Here is a 20979-nt window from a genome sequence, read left to right as displayed (position 1 = left end):
CTGAGGCGTCATGAACTTTCTTGCGGTTATCCGGCAACTCGGTCTCGTTGTGATGATTCTTGCCGCGAGCATGGTCTTCCCGCTGATGCTGGAGGTGCTGCCGATTCTTGAGGAGGAGACGCACCACCGGGCGGCGATGCTGGCATTTACGACGACGATGGCGATCGGGATCGTGGTGGGCGGGATTGCTTATGTGGGCGGTCGCGGGATTTCGATTGACAAGTTCACTCGGCGTGATGCGTTGCTGCTGACGTCGCTGTCGTGGCTTCTGGGGGCTGGTCTGGCGGGGCTGCCGTACTGGCTGTGGGTCTATTTTGGTGGGTCCGAGCCTGATCACGTTTTTGGCTCTGTTGCGGCGAGTTATTTTGAGGCGATGTCGGGTCTGACGACCACCGGGGCCACGGTGGTGGGGGCTATTGAGCAACTGCCGGCGTCGATTCTGCTGTGGCGTGCTCTGACTCACTGGCTGGGCGGTCTGGGGATTGTTGTGCTCTTCGTCGCGGTGTTGCCCAACCTGGGTTCTGGCGGGAGGCGGCTGTTTTTCGCTGAGGCCCCGGGGCCTCAGCAGCAGGGTGTCCGGCCGCGGATTGGTGAGACAGCCCGGACGCTTTGGATTATTTATTTTGGGCTCACGGTGGCGGCGACAGTGGCGTTCTGGTCAACGGGTGCGATGGGCTGGTTTGACAGCATCTGTCACGCGATGTCGGTGATGTCGACGGGCGGGCTGTCCACGCGGGATGCTTCGATCGGTGCCTACGACTCGGTCATGCTCGACATCTGGTGCATGGTTTTCATGCTGCTGGCAGGGGTAAACTTTGCGATCTTTTATATTCTCATGCAGAAGCGATGGTCGGTGTTGTGGACGGATACGGAGCTGAAGGTTTATCTCGCGATCAAGGCGCTTGCGATGGTGGTGGTGGTGTACAACATCTACGGCACGCAGATCGTGACCACTGCGGGCAAGGTTGTTGACGGCACGTTCGGCGAGGCGCTGCGTTTTGCGGGCTTTCAGGTCGTTGCGCTGCAGACGGGTACGGGTTTTTGTACGGCTGATTTCGCTTTGTGGCCGGTGGAGTCGAAATCGCTGCTGTTGACGATGTTTGTTATTGGCGGCTGCGCCGGCTCGACGGCTGGTGGGATCAAGGTTATTCGTTTCTGGATTGTGGTGAAGATTATCGGCGAGGCGATTGAGCGGGCGTATCGGCCAGCGGTTGTTCGCCCGCTTCGGCTGGGGGCGAGTGTGGTGGACCAGGACATGAAGCTGGGTTCGCTGATTTACGTGTTGCTGTTTATTACGCTGCTGGTCCTGGGGACCGCGGGCTTGCTGGCTCTTGAGGAGGAGGGGGGGCGTTGCGACACGCTGACGGCGACGTCGGCGGCGATTTCGACGCTGGCGAATGTGGGGCCGGGCTTCCACGCTGTGGGGCCTACGCAGAACTACGGGTGGTTCTCTGACGGGTCGTTGGTTTTGCTGAGTCTGCTGATGGCCCTTGGGCGGCTGGAGATCTACGCGTTGCTGGCTCTTGCTTGGCCGCGCTTTTGGGTGCGTGATTGATTGTCGTTGCGCTCGGCTTGACCTGATTGCTCGGGACGAGAACAATCCACGTATTGACCTAACTTTGGAGCCCTTGATGGCCATCCGTGATGAAGATGTTGTGAATGTCGATCTGCCCGCGCTGAGTGCATCTGAGGGCATGTACCTGCCCGAGGTTTTTAAGGGGCTGGGGACGACGCTACGCCACTTTTTTGGTGCTGTGGGTGGGGGCAAGGGCAATCGGACGATGCAGTACCCTGAGGAGCGTCGGGAGGATCTGCCGCTTGAAGAGGGGGGGATTCACGTTGATAACTTCCGTGGCGTGCACCGGCTGAATCGGGATGAGCAGGGTCGGGTTCGCTGTGTTGCGTGTTTTATGTGCGCTACGGCGTGCCCGGCGAACTGCATCCATATTGTGGGCGAGGAGTCGCCCTGGGACGACCGGGAGAAGTACCCGGTGAAGTTTGAGATTGATGAGCTGCGGTGCATCTACTGCGGGATGTGCGAAGAGGCCTGCCCTGTGGATGCGATCGAGTTGACGCATGTCTACGACATTGTGGGTTTATCGCGTCAGGAGATGATTTTCGATAAGCAGAAGTTGCTTGCGGTGTATGACGCGACGATTGAGCGGAAGCCCATGTAAAGATGGGGGATGCGGAACCCCTTTTTGCAGGCATTGGCCTGTTGTGGGCCGTTGGGTCGTTTGGGTAGCTCACGACTTGACCGGCTTGGCTGTGTTTGGGGCGTATGATCGTCCACAGAGGTTAACTCGATGGATGGTGGAAACACGCAACTCGATCCACGGTTCGCTGGCGGCATGAGCCGGGCGAGCGATGCCCGACAGGTGGCGGAGGAATTGGTTGACCAGCTTGCCGCAGCGGACCTGCCGTCGACTCAGCTGTTGACGCTTTTTTTTACGACTCATCACACGGCAGAGATTGACATTATTCGCGATGCCCTTCGGGATGCGTTGGAGCCGGAGACGCTGATCGGGATGTCGGCTTGCGGGGTGGTCTTTGGTGGGATCGAGATTGAGGAAGAGCCTGGGGTCGCGGTTCTCGCGGCTCACTTGCCGCGAGCGCGGGTGCAGTCGTTTAGTTTCCAGCAGATCGGGTGGGGCGATGACCAGGGTGATCCGGATGTGCTTGCGGACGAGCTTGAACTGGATATCGATGGGAGTCAGCAGTTTTCGATGCTCCTTGCTGATCCGTTTAGCACCCCGCTTATCAAGACCCTGCCGGCGTTGCAGATGCTGATGTCGCCAGGTGATGTTGTTGGTGGGTTGGCGAGTGGGGCTCGGCGGCCGAGGAAGAATCGTTTGCTGCTGAACGACCAGGTCTTCAATGAGGGGGCGTTGGGCTGCATTATTTCGGGGCACTTAGGTGTGAAGACGACGGTGAGCCAGGGTTGTCGTCCGGTGGGGCGGCCTTATGTGATCACCAAGTCGAAGCGGCACATCGTGCAGGAACTGAGCGGGCAGAATGCGTTGGCGGTGATCAAGGGCATGGTGGGGGAGCTTACGCCTTCGGACCAGAAACTGGTTGAGGGCAGTGGGCTGCTGATCGGGCGCGTGATTGATGAGTACAAGGGCCGATTCGGGCCGGGTGATTTTGTGATTCGTGGTCTGGTGGGTGTGGATCAGGATGCGGGGTACGTCGCGGTCGGTGATCCGCAGGTGAGTGTCGGTCAGACGGTTCAGTTTCATGTGCGTGATCAGCGGGCGGCTTACGAGGATTTTGATCTGCTGCTTGAGACCCAGCGTCTTCATGGTCCGGCGGCGGGGGGGCTGCTGTTTACCTGCAGCGGTCGGGGGACCAATCTGTATGAGCGACCCGATGTCGATGCTGGTCTGGCTGCGGCGGCTCTGGGGGATCAGGGCCCGCTGGTGGGGTGTTTTGCGGCGGGGGAGATCGGTCCGGTGGGTGGGCAGGCGCTGGTTCACGGCCATACGGTGGTGTTAACGGCGTTCAGGCGGTTTGAAGGCATCTAACGCATCGTTTCTAGCAGCTCCGGGAACGTCCAGATTTTGGTTATCGATCTCGCAACAGGGTCTTGGTCGTAGAGGGGGTATGTGCGATAATGCAGAGGCTTGCTAGTGGCCTGTCTCAAGGAATCATTAACCCCATACGAGGTGACTCCATGAATGTTCATGTCCACGCGCTCAACATTGATCACAGCGAAACCCTCAAGAATCACGTGCAGAGTCGGATCTCGACGGCTCTTGAACGCTTTGGGAAGCGGGTACGCAAGGTGATCGTTCGGCTTTCTGATCTTAATGGGCCCCGAGGCGGGCACGATATGTATTGCCAGATGCAGGTTGATGTAATGGGGTGTGGGCTGTTGATTGTTGAGCAGACGGATACGGATGTTTACCACGCTGTGGACCAGGCGGCCGACCGGATCAAGCGGAACGTCAAGCGTGCGATCAACAAGAAGCGTGACGCTTCGGCGAGGCGGAATGCGCGGATGGCGTCGGCCTGATCGCACTTGGGCTTATTCAATCAGATCATGTGATGAGCAGCCGGGCGTGAGCCCGGCTGTTTTTTTTATGTGGGGTATGGGTAGCGCGCAAGAAAAACCCACCGCGAGCGGTGGGTTTCACTGGTCGAGTAGGGACGGGTCCCTGACAAGTGAACAGTCGGAGGTCTTCACACTAGGTTACCCTGGTGTTATCCGGTGGTTAGACCGGGCGAGGCGGTGTTGACTATCACGGGCGGATCACTCCGCTGCTGGCGAACCAGCCTTGTTGCGTCACTCCAATGACACTTGAACCGTGTTCTAAGTCAATCCCTTAGAAAGGAGGTGATCCAGCCGCAGGTTCCCCTACGGCTACCTTGTTACGACTTCGTCCCAGTCACCGAGCTCACCGTAGGCACGGATGAATCTCCGCGACTTCGGGTGCTCCCGGCTCCCATGACGTGACGGGCGGTGTGTACAAGGCTCAGGAACTTATTCACCGCGTCATTGCTGATACGCGATTACTAGCGATTCCAACTTCATGTGGTCGAGTTGCAGACCACAATCCGAACTGGGGCGTACTTTGTGCGATTTGCTCCACCTTACGGTATCGCTTCGCTCTGTATACGCCATTGTAGCACGTGTGCAGCCCTGGGCATAAAGGCCATGAGGACTTGACGTCATCCCCACCTTCCTCCGGTTTGACACCGGCGGTCCCGTTAGAGTCCCCGACTTTACTCGCTGGCAACTAACGGCAGGGGTTTCGCTCGTTAAGGGACTTAACCCGACACTTCACAGCACGAGCTGACGACAGCCATGCAGCACCTGTGTATGTTCCACGGAAACCGCGTTACTCACCTTTCGGCAAGCTAATCCATACATGTCAAGCCCAGGATAAGGTTCTTCGCGTTGCTTCGAATTAAGCCACATGCTCCACCGCTTGTGTGAGCCCCCGTCAATTCCTTTGAGTTTTAGCCTTGCGACCGTACTCCCCAGGCGGTGCACTTAACGCTTTCGCTACGACCGAGATGGCGTCAAAACCTCCTCGATCTAGTGCACATCGTTTAGGGCGTGGACTACCGGGGTATCTAATCCCGTTCGCTACCCACGCTTTCGTGCCTCAGCGTCAGCTCCGACCCAGTCGCCTGTCTTCACCTTTGGCGTTCCCCTAGATATCTACGCATTTCACCGCTCCACCTAGAGTTCCGACGACCTCTGTCGGGCTCAAGCTCTGCAGTCTACCAAGCAGTTCCACGGTTGAGCCGTGGGCTTTCACAAGATACTTGCAGAGCCGCCTACGCACGCTTTAAGCCCAGTGATTCCGATTAACGCTCGAACCCTCTGTATTACCGCGGCTGCTGGCACAGAGTTAGCCGGTTCTTCCTCTGGGAATGGTCATTAATTCCTAGTCCCTGACAGCAGTTTACACCCCGAGGGGATTCATCCTGCACGCGGCATTGCTCCGTCACGCTTTCGCGCATTGCGGAATATTCGTTACTGCAGCCTCCCGTAGGAGTCCGGGCAGTGTCTCAGTCCCGATGCGGCTGGTCGTGCTCTCACACCAGCTACCCGTCTTAGCCTTGGTGAGCTTTTACCTCACCAACAAGCTGATAGGACGTATCCCGAGCCTCGGGCGGCAAGCCTTTGCCCGACAGACCATACGATCTGTCGGGTTTATGAGGTATTACCCAGGGTTTCCCCTAGCTATCCCTCACCCGAGGGTACGTTAGATACGCGTTACTCGCCCTTTCGCCACTTTATGCACCCCGAAGGGCTTTAATCGTTCGACTTGCATGTTTTAGCCATGCCGCCAGCGTTCAATCTGAGCCAGGATCAAACTCTTCAGTTGATTATCGTTGACCGACGGGCAAGCCCGTCGATGGTCTTCGATGAGTCGATCCGGCACCCGATGCCTCCCGCCGAAGCGGGCCATCGAGCCGGTCACCCGAGCCGAAGCTCGGGACATCCCCGGCGGCTAACCGGAGATGCTATTTTGGAATTGTTGTGGCTCACGTCCTGCTCCTCAGGTGGACAAGTCCACCTGAAAAACACGACGAGGATGTAAACCACCCCGATGACCTTGGAGGGTCATCGAGTTTTTGGTTCCTCGCTCGGGCTCGGGTGTCGACCCAATCCCGGCGAGGCACATCCTCGCGACGTATCCGACTGTCCACTTGTCAAAGACCTGTCTTTTCAGGGCTGAATGAGCCCTTTTGACCCGGCGTTGGACCCTTGAGTCCACCGCTGGGCGAGCCGCATACTGTACCTGCCCCAAGTGACGTGTCAAGCCAGCCAGCCGGGCTTGGCTCGACTTCCGGCCCTGATTGCAAGCTCTGGGCATTGTGCAGGTTACGTTAGTGTCGCTGAAAACGGTGGTTATCCCGATCTCCCACGGGTGGGAAAAAGTTTGGCTGTGTTTTTCACATTGGGCATTCACACGCTTTCCACAGGCGACAACTGCCTTGGCTGCGTCTAGTGTGTCGTGCTCATCACGACTCTCATCACCACTTACGGAGTGTTACGCCATGTTTCTCGTCTGCCGCCCGCTTGTTTTGACCGCCCTGATCGCTCTGCCCCTTGGCCTGACCGCCTGCGATCAAGCCAGCAGCGAACAACCCGCTGTCCTGGCGGCTGACGCCGAAGCGGCCCGTATCGACACCTACACCGTTCGGGGGGAGGTCGTCACGCTTCCGACTGAGACGAATCGCCAGGTCCAGGTCGCTCACGAGGCCATTCCCGATTTCAAGAATAAGGCGGGCGAGGTCGTCGGTATGGCGACCATGACGATGCCCTTCCCAGTGACCGACGCGGTCTCCCTTGATGGCATCGGCGAGGGTGACGTGATCGAGCTGGTTTTTAGTGTGAACTGGCAGTCCGCGGACTACACCGTCAGCTCCATCATGGAACTGCCTGAGGGCACTGAGCTGGATCTGTCTGCTGCTGGCGATGACATGAGCCATGATGATCATTCGGGTCATGATCACTCGGGGCATCACCACGATCATGCGGAGCACGCTGAGGATCACGATGCCCATGCGGATCACGAAGAGGCTGGCGACCACGATCACGAAGACCACAGCGGGCACGATCACTAAGGCCCCCACGAGACCCCCGATCGACCTAGCTGGATTCCGCCCAGTCGCGTAGTCGCGGAACGATCTCTTCGACGAGCAGGACGCGTGCGCATGCGGCGACCGGGATGGCGAGCAGCATCCCGACAATGCCTGCGAGCGAGGCGCCGATGAGCACGACGAGCATGATCGTCAGCGGGCCCAGGTTCGTCGCAGAGCCTTGCACCCAGGGCTCGACGACCCAGCCATCGAGACCCTGTGCGATGAGGTATACCAGTGTTGGCCAGAGCAGCGGGCCCAGGATTCCGGCGTCGGCCCCGCTGTCGGCCAGAGCGAGGATCACGGCCAGCGGCCAGACCGCAGCTCCCAGGAACGGTACGAGATTCAGCACCCCGCCGGCGACGCCGAGCAGCAGCCAGTAGGGGACGCCGACGATCGCCCAGCCGGCTGACAACACGCAGCCATAGATCAGCGACTGGACCACACGACCGCGAATCACGGCGGAGACGGCGAGGTCCATCTTCCCGACCAGTTCCAGGAATCTGGGTCGAGATGAGGCTGGAACCAGGGGCGGGACTCGTGCCACCACTTCATCAAACCGCCACAGGAACACGAACAGGCTAAACAGGCAGACGCCGAGTGCGATTGCGAGATAGGTCAGCAGCCCGATGGTCGAGCCGATGACCTCGAAGCCGACGCCTGCGCTCTGAAAAACTGCTGAGGCCACGGCGCCGATATCGATGCCGGCCGTCGCGGTGCCGGGCTCGCCATCGCGGAACGAATCGATCGTCTCTCTGGTCGCCTCGACGAGGCGCTGCTGCAACGAGGCTACGTCGGTCCCGAGTCGCTCAGCGGTCCAGTTCGCGCCTCGTTCGGCATAACCGGGCAGTGCTCCGATCAGGTCCGACAACTGGCGGAGCACCAGCGGGATCATGTACAGAAAAGCTGTCAGCACCAGTACGCTGACCGCTGCCAGCATCCCGGATACGGTGACGACTCTGGGCACCGAAGATCGCTTATCGACCCAGCTCACCAGCGGATTGAGGATGTACGCCAGCGCCAGGGCAATTGCTACCGGCACCAGTACCGGTTCGAGCCGGTCGTAAATCCAGCCGATCGGTCCCACGGTCAGTGCGATCAGGGCTGCGAGGGCCAGGAGCACCACCAGCGTTGCTACGAGGGGTTCTCTCCACAGGGAACGCGCAGTCGTGCGGTCATTCATGCCCTCAAGAATAACGCCGTGGGCGCTTCGGGGTCATGTGAGCCTGTTGATGTGTGCGATCGCGGGTCCAGAGGGTTGCGATCAGCGGCCCGGAGTTCAGCGCGTTCTCATTTCAGACGAGGTGGGTTGTCGATGTGCTGACTACGGGTTTTGGTGATCTCACACAGCACGCCTTTGGCGTGCAATGTGCCACTCGGGCACTACATCGGACGGTGTTTGCTTTGTGGGCAGGGTCAGACGGTGCGGGTGAGTTCGAGGGTTGGTGCGAAGGCTTCGGTGAAGCGGTAGACATCCACGAAGTCCTCGATATTGTCCTCATCGGTCTTGTGCATGTTTCCCGACTCGACCATTTCGAAGACGATGTTGCCAAAGTCCCCGGTCGAGGTGATTCCCCACTGGCGGAGCACGGTCCGCGAGAGGAGGCCGTACTCCTTGAGGGCGAAGTCGCGCAATCCCAAGCACAACTGCTGCCCGCTGACGTGCCGGGTCGACTGCATCGGGTCGGTCAGGTCGTCTTCGGTTTCTGGCTGACCGTGATGCTGACGCACCGTGTAGTCGAGTCCGCGCTGCACGAAGATGAAGGCTTCGAGGCTGTAGCGAGAACTGCGAGCGATCGAGATCAGGTCCGTTGACGGCATAGTGGGGATACCTGCGAGGCTGTCGATCCGTTCACATCTATCGAATCGGCCACCCAATGGGCAGATGAACAGTATAGCCCCAAAAACGTCATGGGCCTAAGCGGGTTCCTCCCAAGACGATGGTCCCAGGACGGCGTTGCGTCTACGATCCGGGCATATGACATCCGTAAGCCCTGGTCATGGTCAGGTTCTTGATCCTGCGTTGCGTGAGCGGAGGGAGATGGTGTTTCTTGTGCTTGCGGGGCTCTTCCTGGGCACGCTGACGATGCTCAATCTTCTGGGGATCACCCGGTTTATTGTGCTTGCTTCGTGGACTGAGGGCACGGGGTTAAGCTGGGGTATTCCTGGGGAGATCCCGTTTGCGGTCGCTGTCGGCGTCCTTCCCTACCCCCTGACGTTTCTCTGCACCGACCTGATTTCGGAGTTTTATGGCCGGGCCCGCGCGAACGCGGTGGTGATGGTGGGCTTTATTCTTAATTTGTGGGTGCTGGCGGTGCTCTGGATCGGGGCTTCGCTGCCAGGGTTTGAGCCGATCGATCCGGCCACGGGGTACCCTCCTCTGCCCTTGTGGAACGCTGATAAAGGGTCGTATCAGGATGGCGGGGGCTGGACGTTCTTTCACGTCCAGACGCTGACGTATGGGGCGGTTTTCGCGTCGATGGTGGCTTATATGGCGGCTCAGTTCGTGGACGTTTATCTGTTTCACTTTTGGAAGCGGTTGACCCGGGGTCGGCATCTGTGGTTGCGGAATAATGCCTCGACCATGGTTTCCCAGATGGTTGACACGTTCGCGGTGATCACGATCACCCATTTTTACGCCCACGCCCTACCGGTCCAGAACGACCAGCCCATCTGGCCCCAACTCTGGCTGCTCATCGCGACGGGGTATGTCTTTAAGTTAGCGATTGCCGCGATCGATACGCCACTTATCTACGCGGCCAGTGCGATCCTGAGCCGCTACCTCCGTCTCGACCCGCGCGTCGAGCACCATGGCCTGAGGGACTCGTAACCCTGTCAGGCCGCTTCGATTACCCCAAACCTCCCAAGCCCGTCATTCCTGACCAACCCGCAGTCCTACCGAGGCGATAACCTTGACCACCATGAGTGCTCCGATCCCGAAGGCCCAGCTCCGACGCAGCGCCCGCCAGACCCTCAGTGGCCTTGATCCCGTCGCGAGGCTGGACGCCTCTGCCGCCATCCGCCGGCGGCTGCTCGAACTGCCCGAGTTAGCTGAAGCCGACACGGTTTTTGCCTATGTCTCGTTCCAGGAAGAGGTTGCGACTCACCGGCTGCTCGACCAGCTTCTGGAGCAGGGCAAGACGGTCGCTGTGCCGGTCGTCGCGGGTGAAGAGTTGATCCCGCATCTTCTGCACGATCTGGATGACCTCTACCCGGACCGTTTCGGGGTTCCTGCGCCGCAGACGCGGATTCCCCTTGATGTCGAGCCCGACATCACGCTTGTGCCGGGCCTTGCCTTTAGTCCTGCGGGTGAACGTCTGGGCCGTGGCGGGGGTTACTACGATCGCTTTCTCGCTGGTCACCCGGACACTCTGGCCATCGGGGTCGCCTTCGAGGCTCAGGTTCTTGACACCTTGCCGACTGAATCGACGGACCATCCGGTCAGGATTCTGGTGACTGAGAAGCGGGTGATTCGGGTGTGAGGTTGGGCTGGTTCTAGTTCCAGTTGCCTGCGTAGACCGGGGCGAGTTGTGTGACCCACTCCGGGTGGTCGTGGATCCGTGGAACTGAGTTATCGACACCGTCACCGTCGGGGTCTTCGAGTGCGACGCGCTCCTGGCCGTTGTGCCACATGCAGTCGCCGATCAGCGTGTCGCGGAAGCTCATGCGGAAGCCCGAGCCATCGACGCGCATCCAGTTTCCCAGCCCGTTGTGCCAGTAGCCGAAGGCGCCGAGTGGCCCGCCGAAATCCCGGTTGCCGAACTCATCGGTCCGGTAGCTCGCCATCCAGATGCCCAGGTCGGGGAAGATTGCCTGGGTCTCGATCAGCAGGATCGTGTGCGAGGGGCGCTCGATCTGGACGAGCGATTTGTCGGTCCCGGGGCTTGATGACTTGGTTCCCCAGAACGCCGAGCCGTTGTAGGCGTAGTTGCTCGTGATGTCCTCGACACAGGTCGTAAACTGGTCTGTGTTGCCTATTTCATTCGTCGCGCCGAGTGGTGCGGGCGCCGGACAGACCCACGCTTCCTCGTCGGAGGCGTAGCCCAGCCGAACCATCCACTGGCGCCATGTGACGTGCTCACCGTTGCCTGTGATCACCCTGTTTGCGGGGAGTTTGTCGCGGTAGTCCACGGCGAAGACGTTGACCATCACGGCCAGTTGGCGCATGTCGCTCATGCAGGTCATGGCCTTGGCGGAGTCGCGGGCGGAGCCGAGGGCCGGCAGCAGCATCCCCATCAGGATCGCGATGATGGAGATCACGACCAGCAGCTCGATCAGGGTGAAACCGGTTTGTCGATTGGGTTGGCGGAACATCATCGATCCCCCTAAAGAAGGGTCATAAACTTCCAATATCATACTCCTTTACTGACGCAGCCCAACCCCCAAAGTTGCACGATCGTGGCAAGGATTCTGCCGAGGGCCCGGCTGACAGGATCATCGCGCAGCGGATACGATGATCGATTCTGATCGCGTCCAGCGATTTTCAGCGCCCCCAGATACGGAGCACAAGTGATGTTCGAGCATGTCGAGGCCGCCCCGCCCGACCTCATCCTGGGCCTGACCGACGCCTTCAAGGCCGATCCCAACCCCGCCAAGATCAATCTGGGCGTGGGTGTTTATCAGGATGCCTCGGGCCAGACGCCGGTGCTGGCCTCAGTCAAGGCCGCGGAGAAGTCTCTCCTGGACACCGAAAAGACCAAGAGTTATCTCCCGATCGATGGCAGTCCGTCGTTCGCTGCCGCAGTAAAGGGTTTGCTGTTCCCTGCCGAGAGCCCCATCCACACCGACCGCCGGGCCGCGACGCTCCATACCCCGGGCGGTACCGGGGCTTTGCGCATTGCTGGTGAGTATCTGCGCACGGTTCATCCTGGTAGCCGGCTCTGGTTGTCTGACCCCACTTGGCCCAACCACGGTCCGATCTTTGATGCGGCTGGCCTTGAACAGGTGATCTATCCTTATTACGACGCTGAGCATCAGCGGCTCGACCTCGACGCGATGACCTCGGCTCTTGCCAAAGCACGACCCGGCGACGCGATCCTGCTGCACGGCTGTTGCCACAATCCCACCGGGGTTGATCCCACTCTTGAACATTGGAAAGTCATCGCCGATCTCGTCGCCGAGCGCGGTGCGCTGCCGCTGTTTGACTTCGCCTATCAGGGTTTTGGAGATGGCCTTGATGAGGACAATGCGGGGCTGCTTGCGGTTGCTGAGCGTTGCCCTGAGATGCTCATCTGCTCTAGTTATTCCAAGAACTTCGGCCTGTACAACGAGCGTGTCGGTGCGCTGACGGCTGTAGCTCAGAACAGTGAGTCAGCTCGGGCTGTGCTTTCGCAGCTCAAGGTCATCGTTCGGAGGATGTACTCCAACCCGCCGGGCCATGGTGCTGCGATCGTCAGCACTGTGCTTGGCGACCCGGGACTCGAAGCCCAGTGGAATCGCGAGCTTTCTGCCATGGGCGAACGTATCAACAAGATGCGTGAGCTACTGAGCCGGGGTCTCGAGGAGCGAGGCACGCAACTCGCGGCCTCTGGCAACGGCTTCCTGACGACCCAGAAGGGCATGTTCTCGTTTTCTGGGCTCAGCAAAGAGCATGTCCAGCGGCTTCGTGCTGAGCACGCCATTTACATGGTTGGCTCGGGGCGGATCAACGTCGCGGGCATTACCGAACAGAACGTCGATCGGCTCTGCGATGCGATCGCCGCCGTCACCAGCCAGGCGATCGCCTGAGGATTTTTCCCTTTGCAGCACGACAATATCCCCAGCATTATCCAGGACTTTCGAGAGCGCATCGCATCCATCCGCGATTCGCTCTCCGCCGACGCCAAGACCAAGCGGCTTGGCGAACTCGAAGCCATGATGGGTGAGGCCACCTTCTGGGACAAGCCTGACAAGGCGAACGAGGTCGTCACTGAACTGAAGGCTATCAAGGCCCAGATCGAACCTCTTAATAATGCGGCTGACGACATCGAGGAGATGGGGCTTCTCTGGGACATGGCGGTTGATGAAGGCGATCAGGACGCCAAGGGCGAAGTCGATGGCCAGATCGATGCGATGGAGAAGCGTCTTGAGAAACTCGAACTCACGTCGCTCTTGTCCGGGAAGCACGACAGCCGTAACTGCTACCTGAGTGTGTACTCCCGCGAAGGCGGGACCGAGGCTCAGGACTGGACCGAGATGCTCATGCGGATGTATGTCTACTACGCTGAGCAGCAGGGTTGGGATATCACCGAAGTCGGCAAGACTCATGGGGAGGAAGCCGGCCTCAAGGATGTCACGCTCTACATCAAAGGGCCTCTGGTTTACGGTTATCTCTCTGCCGAGCGAGGGACTCACCGACTTGCGCGGGTCTCGCCGTTCAACTCCCAGGGCAAGCGGCAGACCAGCTTCGCGATGGTCGATGTGATTCCCGAGTTTCCTGACACTGGCGGCGTCGAAATTCCGGACAACGACCTGGAGATCACGCCTTTCGCCCGGAGTTCCGGCCCCGGCGGTCAGAACGTCAATAAACTCGCCACCGCCGTTCGCCTAGTCCACAAGCCTACCGGCATCATGATCGTTACCTCAGCGGAGCGCAAGCTCGAACAGAACAAGAAGCAGGCGATGTCGATCCTGCGTGGCAAGCTCGAGGTGCTTGCTGAGGAGAAGCGTGCTGCACAGCTGGAGCAGGCCACTGGCGGGGCGGTCGAGATGGGCTGGGGCACTCAGATCCGCAGTTACGTCTTCTACGACAACCGCGTGAAGGACCATCGAACGAGCTACGAGGAGCCGAACCCCCAGCACGTTCTCGATGGACGGCTCCAGGGCTTCATTGACGCTGAACTCCGCCGCCGCGCCAAGCAGGCGACTGGCTCGGCTACTTAACAGCTTGATCCGCAATGGGTTGTGACCGATGCGCCGTGGCTTTGCGCTCGATGGTCCAATCTGAACATTACCCCTTGTTTCCTCAAGGCTTACGCGTCAACGGCCGATAATCTACCTGTCCGCGATGGTCGCGGGGCGCGATCCCTCCGATTGAGCACGCCATGCCAGAACCCGATGACGACCTCAACCTGGAAGACGAGTTCGCCGAGGACGAGCCCGAGACTCGGGCCGAAGAGGCGGGGCCCGACGCGATCGACGAATCGGTCCCGGAGCCGGTGGGTTGGTCTCAGGTCTGGCAACTCCCTGCACTGCTTCTGGGTATGGGTCTGCTGGCGCTCAGCGTCTACCTTGCGCTGCCCGAAGAGGTCGATCATGATCTTGCTGCCGCCCTTGACTCGACGCGCGACTATCTCGTTGCCGAGAATCTGGACGAAGCCGAGAAGCTCCTCGCGGAGATCGAGCAGGTTGCGCCTCAGAGCGCTACCGCCGTCGAACGCGCTCGCATCGATCAATACAACGGCGATCTGCTTTATCAGCACCTGCGCTCGGCGACCCCGATACAGGTCGATACTGAGCAGACGCGTGCAACGTGGCGGCGCATCATTGGTCACTATCGTGACGCTGAGCAGCTCGGCCAACCTCTGACGATGGGAACGCTTCGACGACTCACCCACGCCTACGCCGCGCTTGGCCGGGAGTCCGATGCACTGACCACCATCGATCGGATGACCGAGGCACCGGTTGAGCAGCGCCTCGAACAGGTCCGGAGGCTTATCGAACGACGGATGGCGAGCGAGACTGCCCGCCGGGAAGCCGCGATGGTGTCCTTGATCAATCGCTATCGTGAGGAAGCGCGTCAGGAACTCGACACGGCACAGCGACGCGCTGCGGAGATCTGGGTTACTTCAGTCGAAGCCGAGCTTCTGCTCGAAACCGGCGACGCTCTTGCGGCGATTGATTTCCTACTGCGTCACTATCAGCGGCTCATGGCTACGGGTGGCGATGAGGACCTCGCGCCCATCATCATCAAGCTTGCTCGAGCTTATCAGTCTAAATCACCCCCCGAGTTTGAGCGTGCTGATCGCCTCTATCGGTTTGCGCAGCAACGTATTGACGAGAGCGACCCGCTCAATGCCGAGATCCACCTACGCCTAGGCGAAATAGCTCTGATCGAAGGCGGACCCGACGCCCTCCAGACCGCGATGGCGTCGTTTTCCACCGTCATCCGTGAGTTTCCCTCCGAGCCGGTGTTCGTTGACGCGCTCATCGGTCGGGGTGATGTCGAAGCCCGCATGGGGGCCTACCCTGAGGCCCTTGAGATTCTCGGCCAGGCCGTGGCGTGGCTCGCCGAGTACGGCCAGCCGTATGACCCGCGAAGAACCCAGCTCGTTGATGTCGTGCGCTCGCATGTCGATTACCTTGCTGACCTTGATGAGTACGACACCGTACTCGACTTCCTCATGCTGATGGCTCCGCTCTACGGGGAGGTCATGCCCGCTCCGATCGTTCTCGACCTCGCCGTCACGCACGAACGGATTGGCGAGCAGCAACGCGCCTACGCCGAATCGCTTGATCCCTACGCTGATACCCTGACCGCCGGGCCTACGCCTGATGCCGCTCGGCTTGCCAATCAGAAGGCGGCTCAGCACTTTGCCAACGCCGCGGCCAACTACCACCAGCACGCTCGGCTCGTCACGATCTCGGACAACCAGGCCCATGGCGTGAGTCTCTGGCGAGCGGGCATCTGCTACGACCGTGCGCAACTTTGGACCGAAGCCATCTCTGTTTACGCCGAGTACGTCGATACCCGACCCGAAGACGCACGCCGGCACCAGGCTATGGCTCGTCTTGGTCGCTCTCTCATGGCTGCGGGCGAGTATCAGGCCGCGATCGATCAGTTCCTAAACCTCTCTGAGCAGCATCCGACCGGTTTTCAGACGTTTGGAGTCCTTGTGCCACTGGCCCAGGCCTACACGGCTGTGGGTAGCAACGATGCTGCTTTGCGGACCCTGCGCTCGGTCCTTGAAGACCACGAAGCGATCACGCCCGAGAGTGATCAGTACCGCGAAGCGCTTATCGAGCTCGGCTCGCTCTACTACCGACTTGGTCAGAACGAGCCCGATCACTATGTCGACGCTATCGAGCAGCTTGAAGCCGCTGTTGAACGTTACGGCAGCAGCCTTGAGGGCGCACGACTCCGGTATCTTCTCGCCGACAGCTACCGAAAATCGGTCATTGCCCTCGAAGAGGACCTCGGGCCCGTCACCCAGCGTGAGAAGGTCGCGCAGCACGCTGAACGCAACCGGCGACTCGAAGCCGCCCAGAATCTGTACAACATGGTGATCGAGGACCTGGAGTCCCGCGTGGATCAGGTTCTCTCTCCTATTGAACGGCTTTATCTCCGCAACGCCTATTTCTATCAGGCGGATTGCGCTTTTGATCGTCGGCAGTTCGAGACCGCAATCGCGCTCTATGGGGAAGCCGCCCGACGGTGGGAGAATCATCCGGCGTCGCTGGTTGCGTTGGTCCAGATCTTCAACGCCCGGTGCGAACTCGGTCAGTTCCAGGAGGCCCGGGTCGCCAACGATCAGGCCCGCTGGCAACTCGAGCGCATGCCCGATGACGCTTTCGATGATCCTTCGCTCCCGATGACCCGCGAGCACTGGGAAGACTGGCTCCGGTGGACCTCCGAACTCGAGCTCCTTGGCGGGCAGGCCAGCGCGCGTTAGCGTAAATCGCGTTCACGCCAGAGCCTGCATCCATAAATTCTTCAGCTATCGGACCTTCATCAACCGAAGAAGATCACGGGCAGGACGCCCGCGTTATGGATTGGAACGGTCAGGATGACCACGAAGACACCCCATCTCGACACCCAAGACCCGCAAGCACTACTAGATCTAGTGGTGCGGCAGCGGGATCTCTACCAGTCTTTGGGGTCGCTGTCTGAGCAGCAGCAGCGTTTCATCGACGCTGGCGACACCGCCAAGTTGCTGATGGTGCTCTCGCGCCGCCAGACGATCCTCGATGACCTTCGCATCATCGCCGAGTCGCTTCGGCCGTTCCGTGAGTCGTGGGATGACGTCCGAGCCTCGCTCGAGCAGGACGATCGCGAGCGTCTTCGTGGCCTGCTTGACGAAACCGATGAGTTGATGCGGAGCATCATGGCCCGTGACCGAGCCGATGGCGACAGGCTTCAACAGGCGAGGGGTCGCGTCTCCAAGCAACTCGGTCGCAACAGCATGGCCACTCAGGCCACACGTGCCTATCAGGGCACCAGCCAGCGGCCGCCCGCCAATCTTCCGTCCAGCAGCCGTTTTACTGACAAGCAGGGATAACCTCGATGCGTGACCAGGCGACCCTCCAGAACCAGCAGCAGGTCGACAAGCCCATCCTTCCTGATGACCTTGCGCAGATCATCCGCGCCTACAACGAGGTGACCGACAAGGTCGCCGAGAGCCACGCTCGGCTTGAATCCGAGGTCACACGCCTTCGCCGTGAACTCGCCAGCACCAATGCCCAACTCCAGCGCAGCCGCCGGCTCTCGGCGCTGGGCGAGATGGCCGCTGGCATCGCGCACGAAATCCGCAACCCGCTTGGCGGGATCGGCCTTTACGCGAACATGGCGCTTGAAGACCTCCAGCAGGGGGGTCATCAGAACCTTGAGGGCGTTCAGCAGAATGTGACCCGCATCGCCGACGCGGTCCGCTCACTCGACGGCATCGTTCACGATGTCCTGCATTTTGCCCGTGACATCCAGGCCCGCAAGACCTGGGTCGATATCGAATCGCTCATTAATCAGGCCATCAACACCCATCGTCACGAGATCAAGGCCGCCGACATCACCGTAGACATCGATTGTGATCAGCCATGCGCTGGCGAAGTCTTCGCCGACTGCGCTCTGCTCCAGCAGGCGCTGCTTAACCTTGTCCGCAACGCTACCGAAGCGATGGCCAAGTCTGAAGTCCCAAGACACCTGACGATCAAGGTCCGCACGCTTGGGGGCGACGACCGGATCACGATTCGTGACACTGGTCCCGGCATCGATCGTGAACTGATTGACCGTATCTTCAACCCCTTCTTCACCACCAGACACACCGGCACCGGCCTGGGGCTCGCCATCGTCCACCGCATTATTGATGCCCACAACGGGTCCATCACTGTGCACAACGACAATGGCGCTGTCTTTACCTGCACGATCCCGAGGCCTGCCGAAACCGCCCAGGGACTGGGGGCTGAAGCGGCATGACCCAGAAAATCCTCGTCGTCGACGACAAACAGATCATGCGCGACTCGGTTGCCGCCACGCTTCAGCGGGCTGGCTACGCGGTCGTGACCGCCAACGACGGGCAGGCTGCCATCACTCAGGTCGGCAAGCACCGCCCCTCTGCCGTCATCACCGACCTCAAGATGCCTGAGATGGACGGGCTCGCTCTCCTGGGCGAACTGCGTCGCGTCGAGCCTGGCCTGCCGGTGGTCCTGATGACCGCCTATGGCACCGTCTCCGACGCTGTTGCCGCCATGCACGAGGGTGCGTTCGACTTCATCCAGAAGCCGTTTGAAGGCGATCAGCTCGTCATGGTCATGCGTCGCGCCGTCCAGCACCGTCAACTCGCCTCCGAGAACGAAGCCCTGCGGAGCATGTCTGACACGCGAGCCGACTTCGCTCCTTCACTCGTGGGGAAGTCCACCGAGATGCGACGTCTCGCCCAGCAGATCCATCAGGTCGCCAACTCAAGCGGGACCGTGCTGATTTCGGGTGAATCGGGTACCGGCAAGGAGGTTGTTGCTCGAACGATCCACGCCCACAGCCCGCGTCGTGATCGGGTCATGCTCTGCGTGAACTGCGCCGCCCTCTCCAGCAGCTTGCTCGAGAGCGAACTGTTTGGGCACGAGCGAGGAGCCTTCACGGGTGCTGAGCAGCTTCGTAAAGGGCGGTTCGAGCTTGCCGATGGCGGGACATTACTTCTCGACGAGATCTCCGAGATCTCTCCGACGCTTCAGGCCAAACTGCTCCGTGTTCTTCAGGAAGGCCAGTTCGAGCGCGTTGGTTCGAGCACCTCACTGCACGTCGATGTTCGTGTGCTCGCGACAACCAACCGGGACCTGCGTCACTCCGTCGCCTCCGGCCAGTTTCGCCAGGACCTGTATTACCGGCTCAATGTTTTGCCCATCGAAATTCCGCCGATGCGGCATCGGCTCGAGGATGTCCCCCTGCTGGCCGAGCATTTTCTTGCGCAAGTGGCTTTGCGCGAAGGCCGCGAACCCAAACGCCTCGACCCGGCTGCCATGTCCGTCCTCCGCGACTACCCGTGGCCCGGCAATGTTCGTGAACTGCAGAACATCTGCGAGCGGGCCTCTGTGCTTACCCGAGGCGGGGTCGTCAAGGCCGATCTGATCCAGCCCTGGCTATCGACGCCTGGGCCTGCAGCGCCCCGGATCGTGCCTCCCCACACGCCTGCCGATCCACGTGAGGCACCCCCTTTCTCGATGCCGCCAAGCTCGATGCCGACGCCTGGTGCCAGTGCCGTCCGCTGCCTCGAAGAAGTGGAACGTGAGCAGATTGTCCACGCCCTGCAGTACTTCGGCGGGAACCGGCAGAAAACCGCCCGGGCTCTGGGTATAGGCGTTCGCACCCTTGGCCTCAAACTCAAGAAGTGGAAGGAGCAGCAACTCATCGCGCAATCGGCGTAGCGCAACAACTGCGCTCCCCGCGCAAACCCTGCGCTCTGGGTTATCGCGGGACCACGCCGATAGCCTGCCAGCCCCTTATGCAGCAGGGCACACGAGTTGCAGAACCCCCCAGGTGATGAACACCAGGTCCATGATCAAAGGCGTCCTCGACCACGGCGCGATGCCTGCGCTCGAACGCATGATTGTGTTCACGGCACACCGCCAGAAGGTGTTGACCCACAACATCGCCAATCTCTCGACCCCCAACTTCCGCCCCATCGATCTCGACCCCGATATGTTTCAGGAGCAGCTTGGCCGAGCCATCGATCATCGTCGGCGGTCTCGGAAGCCACTCGATGGCGACCTCAATCTCCGCTCGACGCGTCAAGTCGAGGAACGCCACGGTCGTCTCTCTTTTGATGCCGCAGAGTCCAATCAGGGCATCCTCTATCACGACCGCAACAACCGCGATCTCGAACGCACCATGCAGTCGCTCGCTGAGAACAACCTGACGCACAACCTCTCGATCGATCTGCTCAAGAGTGAGTTCGACCTCCTCCGCGCCGCCATCCGTGAACGGCCTTAATCCAGGAGCTTGACCCGTGTTCGGAGCACTCAACACCTCGGCCTCGGCGCTCGTAGCCCAGCGGACCCGCCTTGAGGTCATCGCTGCGAACATCGCCAACTCCGGTGCGATCTACAACGCCCAGGGCGAGTACGATCCCTACCGACGTCGCATCGCTGTCTTTGCTCCCGGAGACCCGTCCACCCAATCCGGCAAGGGCGTGCACGTTCACAAGATCATGCTCGACAAGTCACCTCTCCAGGCGCGGCATCAACCCGATCACCCCAACGCTGACAGTCAGGGCAACGTCTACTACCCCAACATCAACTCGTCGGTCGAGCAGATCAATGCTCTCGAAGCCAGCCGTGCCTACGAGGCCAACATTACCGCAGCCGAAGCCACCAAATCCATGATCCGCAACAGCCTCAGGCTCCTCGCCTGATCGCGATAGAGACCCAGTGAGATGACCGATCCACTCGGACTAATCCCGAACGCTCAAGCCCCCGGCGGCGGCATCTCGTCAACCAGTGCGCCGAAAACCGAGGCAGGTTCGTCGTTCCGCGATGCGATGATGAAGGAGATCGAGCAGGTCAACCGCTTGCAGAAAGACGCTGAGCAGGCGATCGAAGACCTCACCGCAGGCCGGCGAGACGATGTTGATCGTGTGCTCATCGCCAAGAATCAGGCCGACATCGCGTTCCAGCTTCTGCTGCAGGTGCGTAACAAGATGATGGACGCCTACGAAGAGGTGAAACAGATCCGAGTCTGATCCGCGGCGGAGC

Annotated in this window: 19 protein-coding genes and 1 rRNA gene; 16 read left to right on the top strand and 4 right to left on the bottom strand. The window is 60.2% G+C overall.

The window, feature by feature from the left end; translation table 11 throughout:
* Positions 1 to 10: 10 nt before the first annotated feature.
* The 4 genes from RIG82_01440 (at position 11) to RIG82_01425 (ending at position 4015) form a co-directional block, all read left to right on the top strand.
* Positions 11 to 1555: a TrkH family potassium uptake protein gene (locus tag RIG82_01440; GenBank protein ID MEQ9459601.1), complete on the top strand. Its 1545-nt coding sequence runs from the start codon at positions 11 to 13 to the stop codon at positions 1553 to 1555.
* Positions 1556 to 1631: 76 nt separating this feature from the next.
* Positions 1632 to 2177: an NADH-quinone oxidoreductase subunit I gene (locus RIG82_01435; GenBank protein MEQ9459600.1), complete on the top strand. Its 546-nt coding sequence runs from the start codon at positions 1632 to 1634 to the stop codon at positions 2175 to 2177.
* A gap of 129 nt (positions 2178 to 2306) precedes the next feature.
* A complete protein-coding gene (locus tag RIG82_01430) occupies positions 2307 to 3524 on the top strand; it encodes an FIST N-terminal domain-containing protein (GenBank protein MEQ9459599.1) in 1218 nt (405 codons plus the stop codon).
* Positions 3525 to 3673: 149 nt separating this feature from the next.
* Positions 3674 to 4015, top strand: coding sequence for an HPF/RaiA family ribosome-associated protein (locus RIG82_01425; protein ID MEQ9459598.1), 342 nt, complete (start codon positions 3674 to 3676; stop codon positions 4013 to 4015).
* A 314-nt stretch (positions 4016 to 4329) separates the two neighbouring features.
* Here RIG82_01425 and RIG82_01420 read toward each other — a convergent pair.
* Positions 4330 to 5840, bottom strand: a 16S ribosomal RNA gene (locus RIG82_01420).
* A gap of 676 nt (positions 5841 to 6516) precedes the next feature.
* Between RIG82_01420 and RIG82_01415 the strand changes: the two genes are divergently transcribed.
* A complete protein-coding gene (locus tag RIG82_01415; GenBank protein MEQ9459597.1) occupies positions 6517 to 7086 on the top strand; it encodes a copper-binding protein in 570 nt (189 codons plus the stop codon).
* Between the two features lie 25 nt (positions 7087 to 7111).
* On the opposite strand, the gene RIG82_01410 is transcribed toward RIG82_01415, so the two are convergent.
* Together RIG82_01410 and RIG82_01405 are read right to left on the bottom strand one after the other, a co-directional pair.
* Complete coding sequence (locus RIG82_01410) at positions 7112 to 8284, bottom strand: AI-2E family transporter (GenBank protein MEQ9459596.1); 1173 nt, start codon at positions 8282 to 8284, stop codon at positions 7112 to 7114.
* Between the two features lie 233 nt (positions 8285 to 8517).
* Positions 8518 to 8922, bottom strand: a complete 405-nt coding sequence (locus RIG82_01405; protein ID MEQ9459595.1) for a hypothetical protein — start codon at positions 8920 to 8922, stop codon at positions 8518 to 8520.
* 157 nt (positions 8923 to 9079) lie between these two features.
* Between RIG82_01405 and RIG82_01400 the strand changes: the two genes are divergently transcribed.
* Complete coding sequence (locus tag RIG82_01400) at positions 9080 to 9931, top strand: queuosine precursor transporter (GenBank protein MEQ9459594.1); 852 nt, start codon at positions 9080 to 9082, stop codon at positions 9929 to 9931.
* Between the two features lie 91 nt (positions 9932 to 10022).
* On the top strand, positions 10023 to 10583 hold the full coding sequence (locus RIG82_01395) for a 5-formyltetrahydrofolate cyclo-ligase (GenBank protein ID MEQ9459593.1): 561 nt from the start codon (positions 10023 to 10025) through the stop codon (positions 10581 to 10583).
* 13 nt (positions 10584 to 10596) lie between these two features.
* Here RIG82_01395 and RIG82_01390 read toward each other — a convergent pair whose 3' ends face one another.
* Positions 10597 to 11418, bottom strand: coding sequence for a prepilin-type N-terminal cleavage/methylation domain-containing protein (locus RIG82_01390; protein MEQ9459592.1), 822 nt, complete (start codon positions 11416 to 11418; stop codon positions 10597 to 10599).
* A 195-nt stretch (positions 11419 to 11613) separates the two neighbouring features.
* On the opposite strand from RIG82_01390, the gene RIG82_01385 reads away from it, so the two are divergent.
* The 9 genes from RIG82_01385 to fliE all read left to right on the top strand — a co-directional run bounded on the left by RIG82_01385 (position 11614) and on the right by fliE (position 20966).
* Entirely contained in the window at positions 11614 to 12828 is a 1215-nt protein-coding gene (locus RIG82_01385) for an amino acid aminotransferase (GenBank protein ID MEQ9459591.1), read from the top strand.
* A 12-nt stretch (positions 12829 to 12840) separates the two neighbouring features.
* Positions 12841 to 13962, top strand: a complete 1122-nt coding sequence (prfB, locus tag RIG82_01380; GenBank protein ID MEQ9459590.1) for a peptide chain release factor 2 — start codon at positions 12841 to 12843, stop codon at positions 13960 to 13962.
* A gap of 161 nt (positions 13963 to 14123) precedes the next feature.
* Positions 14124 to 16691 (top strand): tetratricopeptide repeat protein, encoded by a 2568-nt coding sequence (locus RIG82_01375; protein MEQ9459589.1) that lies wholly within the window; start codon positions 14124 to 14126, stop codon positions 16689 to 16691.
* 114 nt (positions 16692 to 16805) lie between these two features.
* On the top strand, positions 16806 to 17297 hold the full coding sequence (gene flgN, locus RIG82_01370; GenBank protein ID MEQ9459588.1) for a flagellar export chaperone FlgN: 492 nt from the start codon (positions 16806 to 16808) through the stop codon (positions 17295 to 17297).
* A gap of 5 nt (positions 17298 to 17302) precedes the next feature.
* Positions 17303 to 18208 carry an ATP-binding protein gene (locus RIG82_01365; GenBank protein ID MEQ9459587.1) on the top strand — a complete coding sequence of 302 codons (906 nt, stop codon included), beginning with the start codon at positions 17303 to 17305 and terminating at the stop codon, positions 18206 to 18208.
* The gene (locus RIG82_01360; protein ID MEQ9459586.1) at positions 18205 to 19653 is read left to right on the top strand and encodes a sigma-54 dependent transcriptional regulator; all 1449 of its coding nucleotides are present in this window, start codon (positions 18205 to 18207) and stop codon (positions 19651 to 19653) included. Before RIG82_01365 ends, RIG82_01360 begins: the two co-directional genes overlap by 4 nt.
* Before the next feature lie 115 nt (positions 19654 to 19768).
* Positions 19769 to 20218, top strand: coding sequence for a flagellar basal body rod protein FlgB (gene flgB / locus RIG82_01355; GenBank protein ID MEQ9459585.1), 450 nt, complete (start codon positions 19769 to 19771; stop codon positions 20216 to 20218).
* Positions 20219 to 20234: 16 nt separating this feature from the next.
* Positions 20235 to 20639, top strand: coding sequence for a flagellar basal body rod protein FlgC (gene flgC, locus RIG82_01350; GenBank protein ID MEQ9459584.1), 405 nt, complete (start codon positions 20235 to 20237; stop codon positions 20637 to 20639).
* A 21-nt stretch (positions 20640 to 20660) separates the two neighbouring features.
* The gene (fliE, locus tag RIG82_01345; GenBank protein MEQ9459583.1) at positions 20661 to 20966 is read left to right on the top strand and encodes a flagellar hook-basal body complex protein FliE; all 306 of its coding nucleotides are present in this window, start codon (positions 20661 to 20663) and stop codon (positions 20964 to 20966) included.
* Positions 20967 to 20979: the final 13 nt, after the last annotated feature.

Source organism: Phycisphaeraceae bacterium (genome assembly GCA_040222855.1).
Classification (GTDB): Bacteria; Planctomycetota; Phycisphaerae; order Phycisphaerales; family Phycisphaeraceae; genus Mucisphaera.
This window is presented reverse-complemented; position numbering and strand designations above follow the sequence as displayed.

What these genes read in the sequence shown, in the direction of transcription:
- RIG82_01385 (MEQ9459591.1), top strand. Translation starts at nt 11,614, where the DNA reads ATGTTCGAGCATGTCGAGGCCGCCCCGCCCGACCTCATCCTGGGCCTG.
- RIG82_01415 (MEQ9459597.1), top strand. Translation starts at nt 6,517, where the DNA reads ATGTTTCTCGTCTGCCGCCCGCTTGTTTTGACCGCCCTGATCGCTCTG.
- RIG82_01375 (MEQ9459589.1), top strand. Translation starts at nt 14,124, where the DNA reads ATGCCAGAACCCGATGACGACCTCAACCTGGAAGACGAGTTCGCCGAG.
- RIG82_01405 (MEQ9459595.1), bottom strand. Translation starts at nt 8,922, where the DNA reads ATGCCGTCAACGGACCTGATCTCGATCGCTCGCAGTTCTCGCTACAGC.
- RIG82_01410 (MEQ9459596.1), bottom strand. Translation starts at nt 8,284, where the DNA reads ATGAATGACCGCACGACTGCGCGTTCCCTGTGGAGAGAACCCCTCGTA.
- RIG82_01365 (MEQ9459587.1), top strand. Translation starts at nt 17,303, where the DNA reads ATGCGTGACCAGGCGACCCTCCAGAACCAGCAGCAGGTCGACAAGCCC.
- RIG82_01425 (MEQ9459598.1), top strand. Translation starts at nt 3,674, where the DNA reads ATGAATGTTCATGTCCACGCGCTCAACATTGATCACAGCGAAACCCTC.
- RIG82_01400 (MEQ9459594.1), top strand. Translation starts at nt 9,080, where the DNA reads ATGACATCCGTAAGCCCTGGTCATGGTCAGGTTCTTGATCCTGCGTTG.
- RIG82_01440 (MEQ9459601.1), top strand. Translation starts at nt 11, where the DNA reads ATGAACTTTCTTGCGGTTATCCGGCAACTCGGTCTCGTTGTGATGATT.
- flgN (MEQ9459588.1), top strand. Translation starts at nt 16,806, where the DNA reads ATGACCACGAAGACACCCCATCTCGACACCCAAGACCCGCAAGCACTA.
- RIG82_01360 (MEQ9459586.1), top strand. Translation starts at nt 18,205, where the DNA reads ATGACCCAGAAAATCCTCGTCGTCGACGACAAACAGATCATGCGCGAC.
- fliE (MEQ9459583.1), top strand. Translation starts at nt 20,661, where the DNA reads ATGACCGATCCACTCGGACTAATCCCGAACGCTCAAGCCCCCGGCGGC.
- flgB (MEQ9459585.1), top strand. Translation starts at nt 19,769, where the DNA reads ATGAACACCAGGTCCATGATCAAAGGCGTCCTCGACCACGGCGCGATG.
- RIG82_01435 (MEQ9459600.1), top strand. Translation starts at nt 1,632, where the DNA reads ATGGCCATCCGTGATGAAGATGTTGTGAATGTCGATCTGCCCGCGCTG.
- RIG82_01395 (MEQ9459593.1), top strand. Translation starts at nt 10,023, where the DNA reads ATGAGTGCTCCGATCCCGAAGGCCCAGCTCCGACGCAGCGCCCGCCAG.
- RIG82_01430 (MEQ9459599.1), top strand. Translation starts at nt 2,307, where the DNA reads ATGGATGGTGGAAACACGCAACTCGATCCACGGTTCGCTGGCGGCATG.
- RIG82_01390 (MEQ9459592.1), bottom strand. Translation starts at nt 11,418, where the DNA reads ATGATGTTCCGCCAACCCAATCGACAAACCGGTTTCACCCTGATCGAG.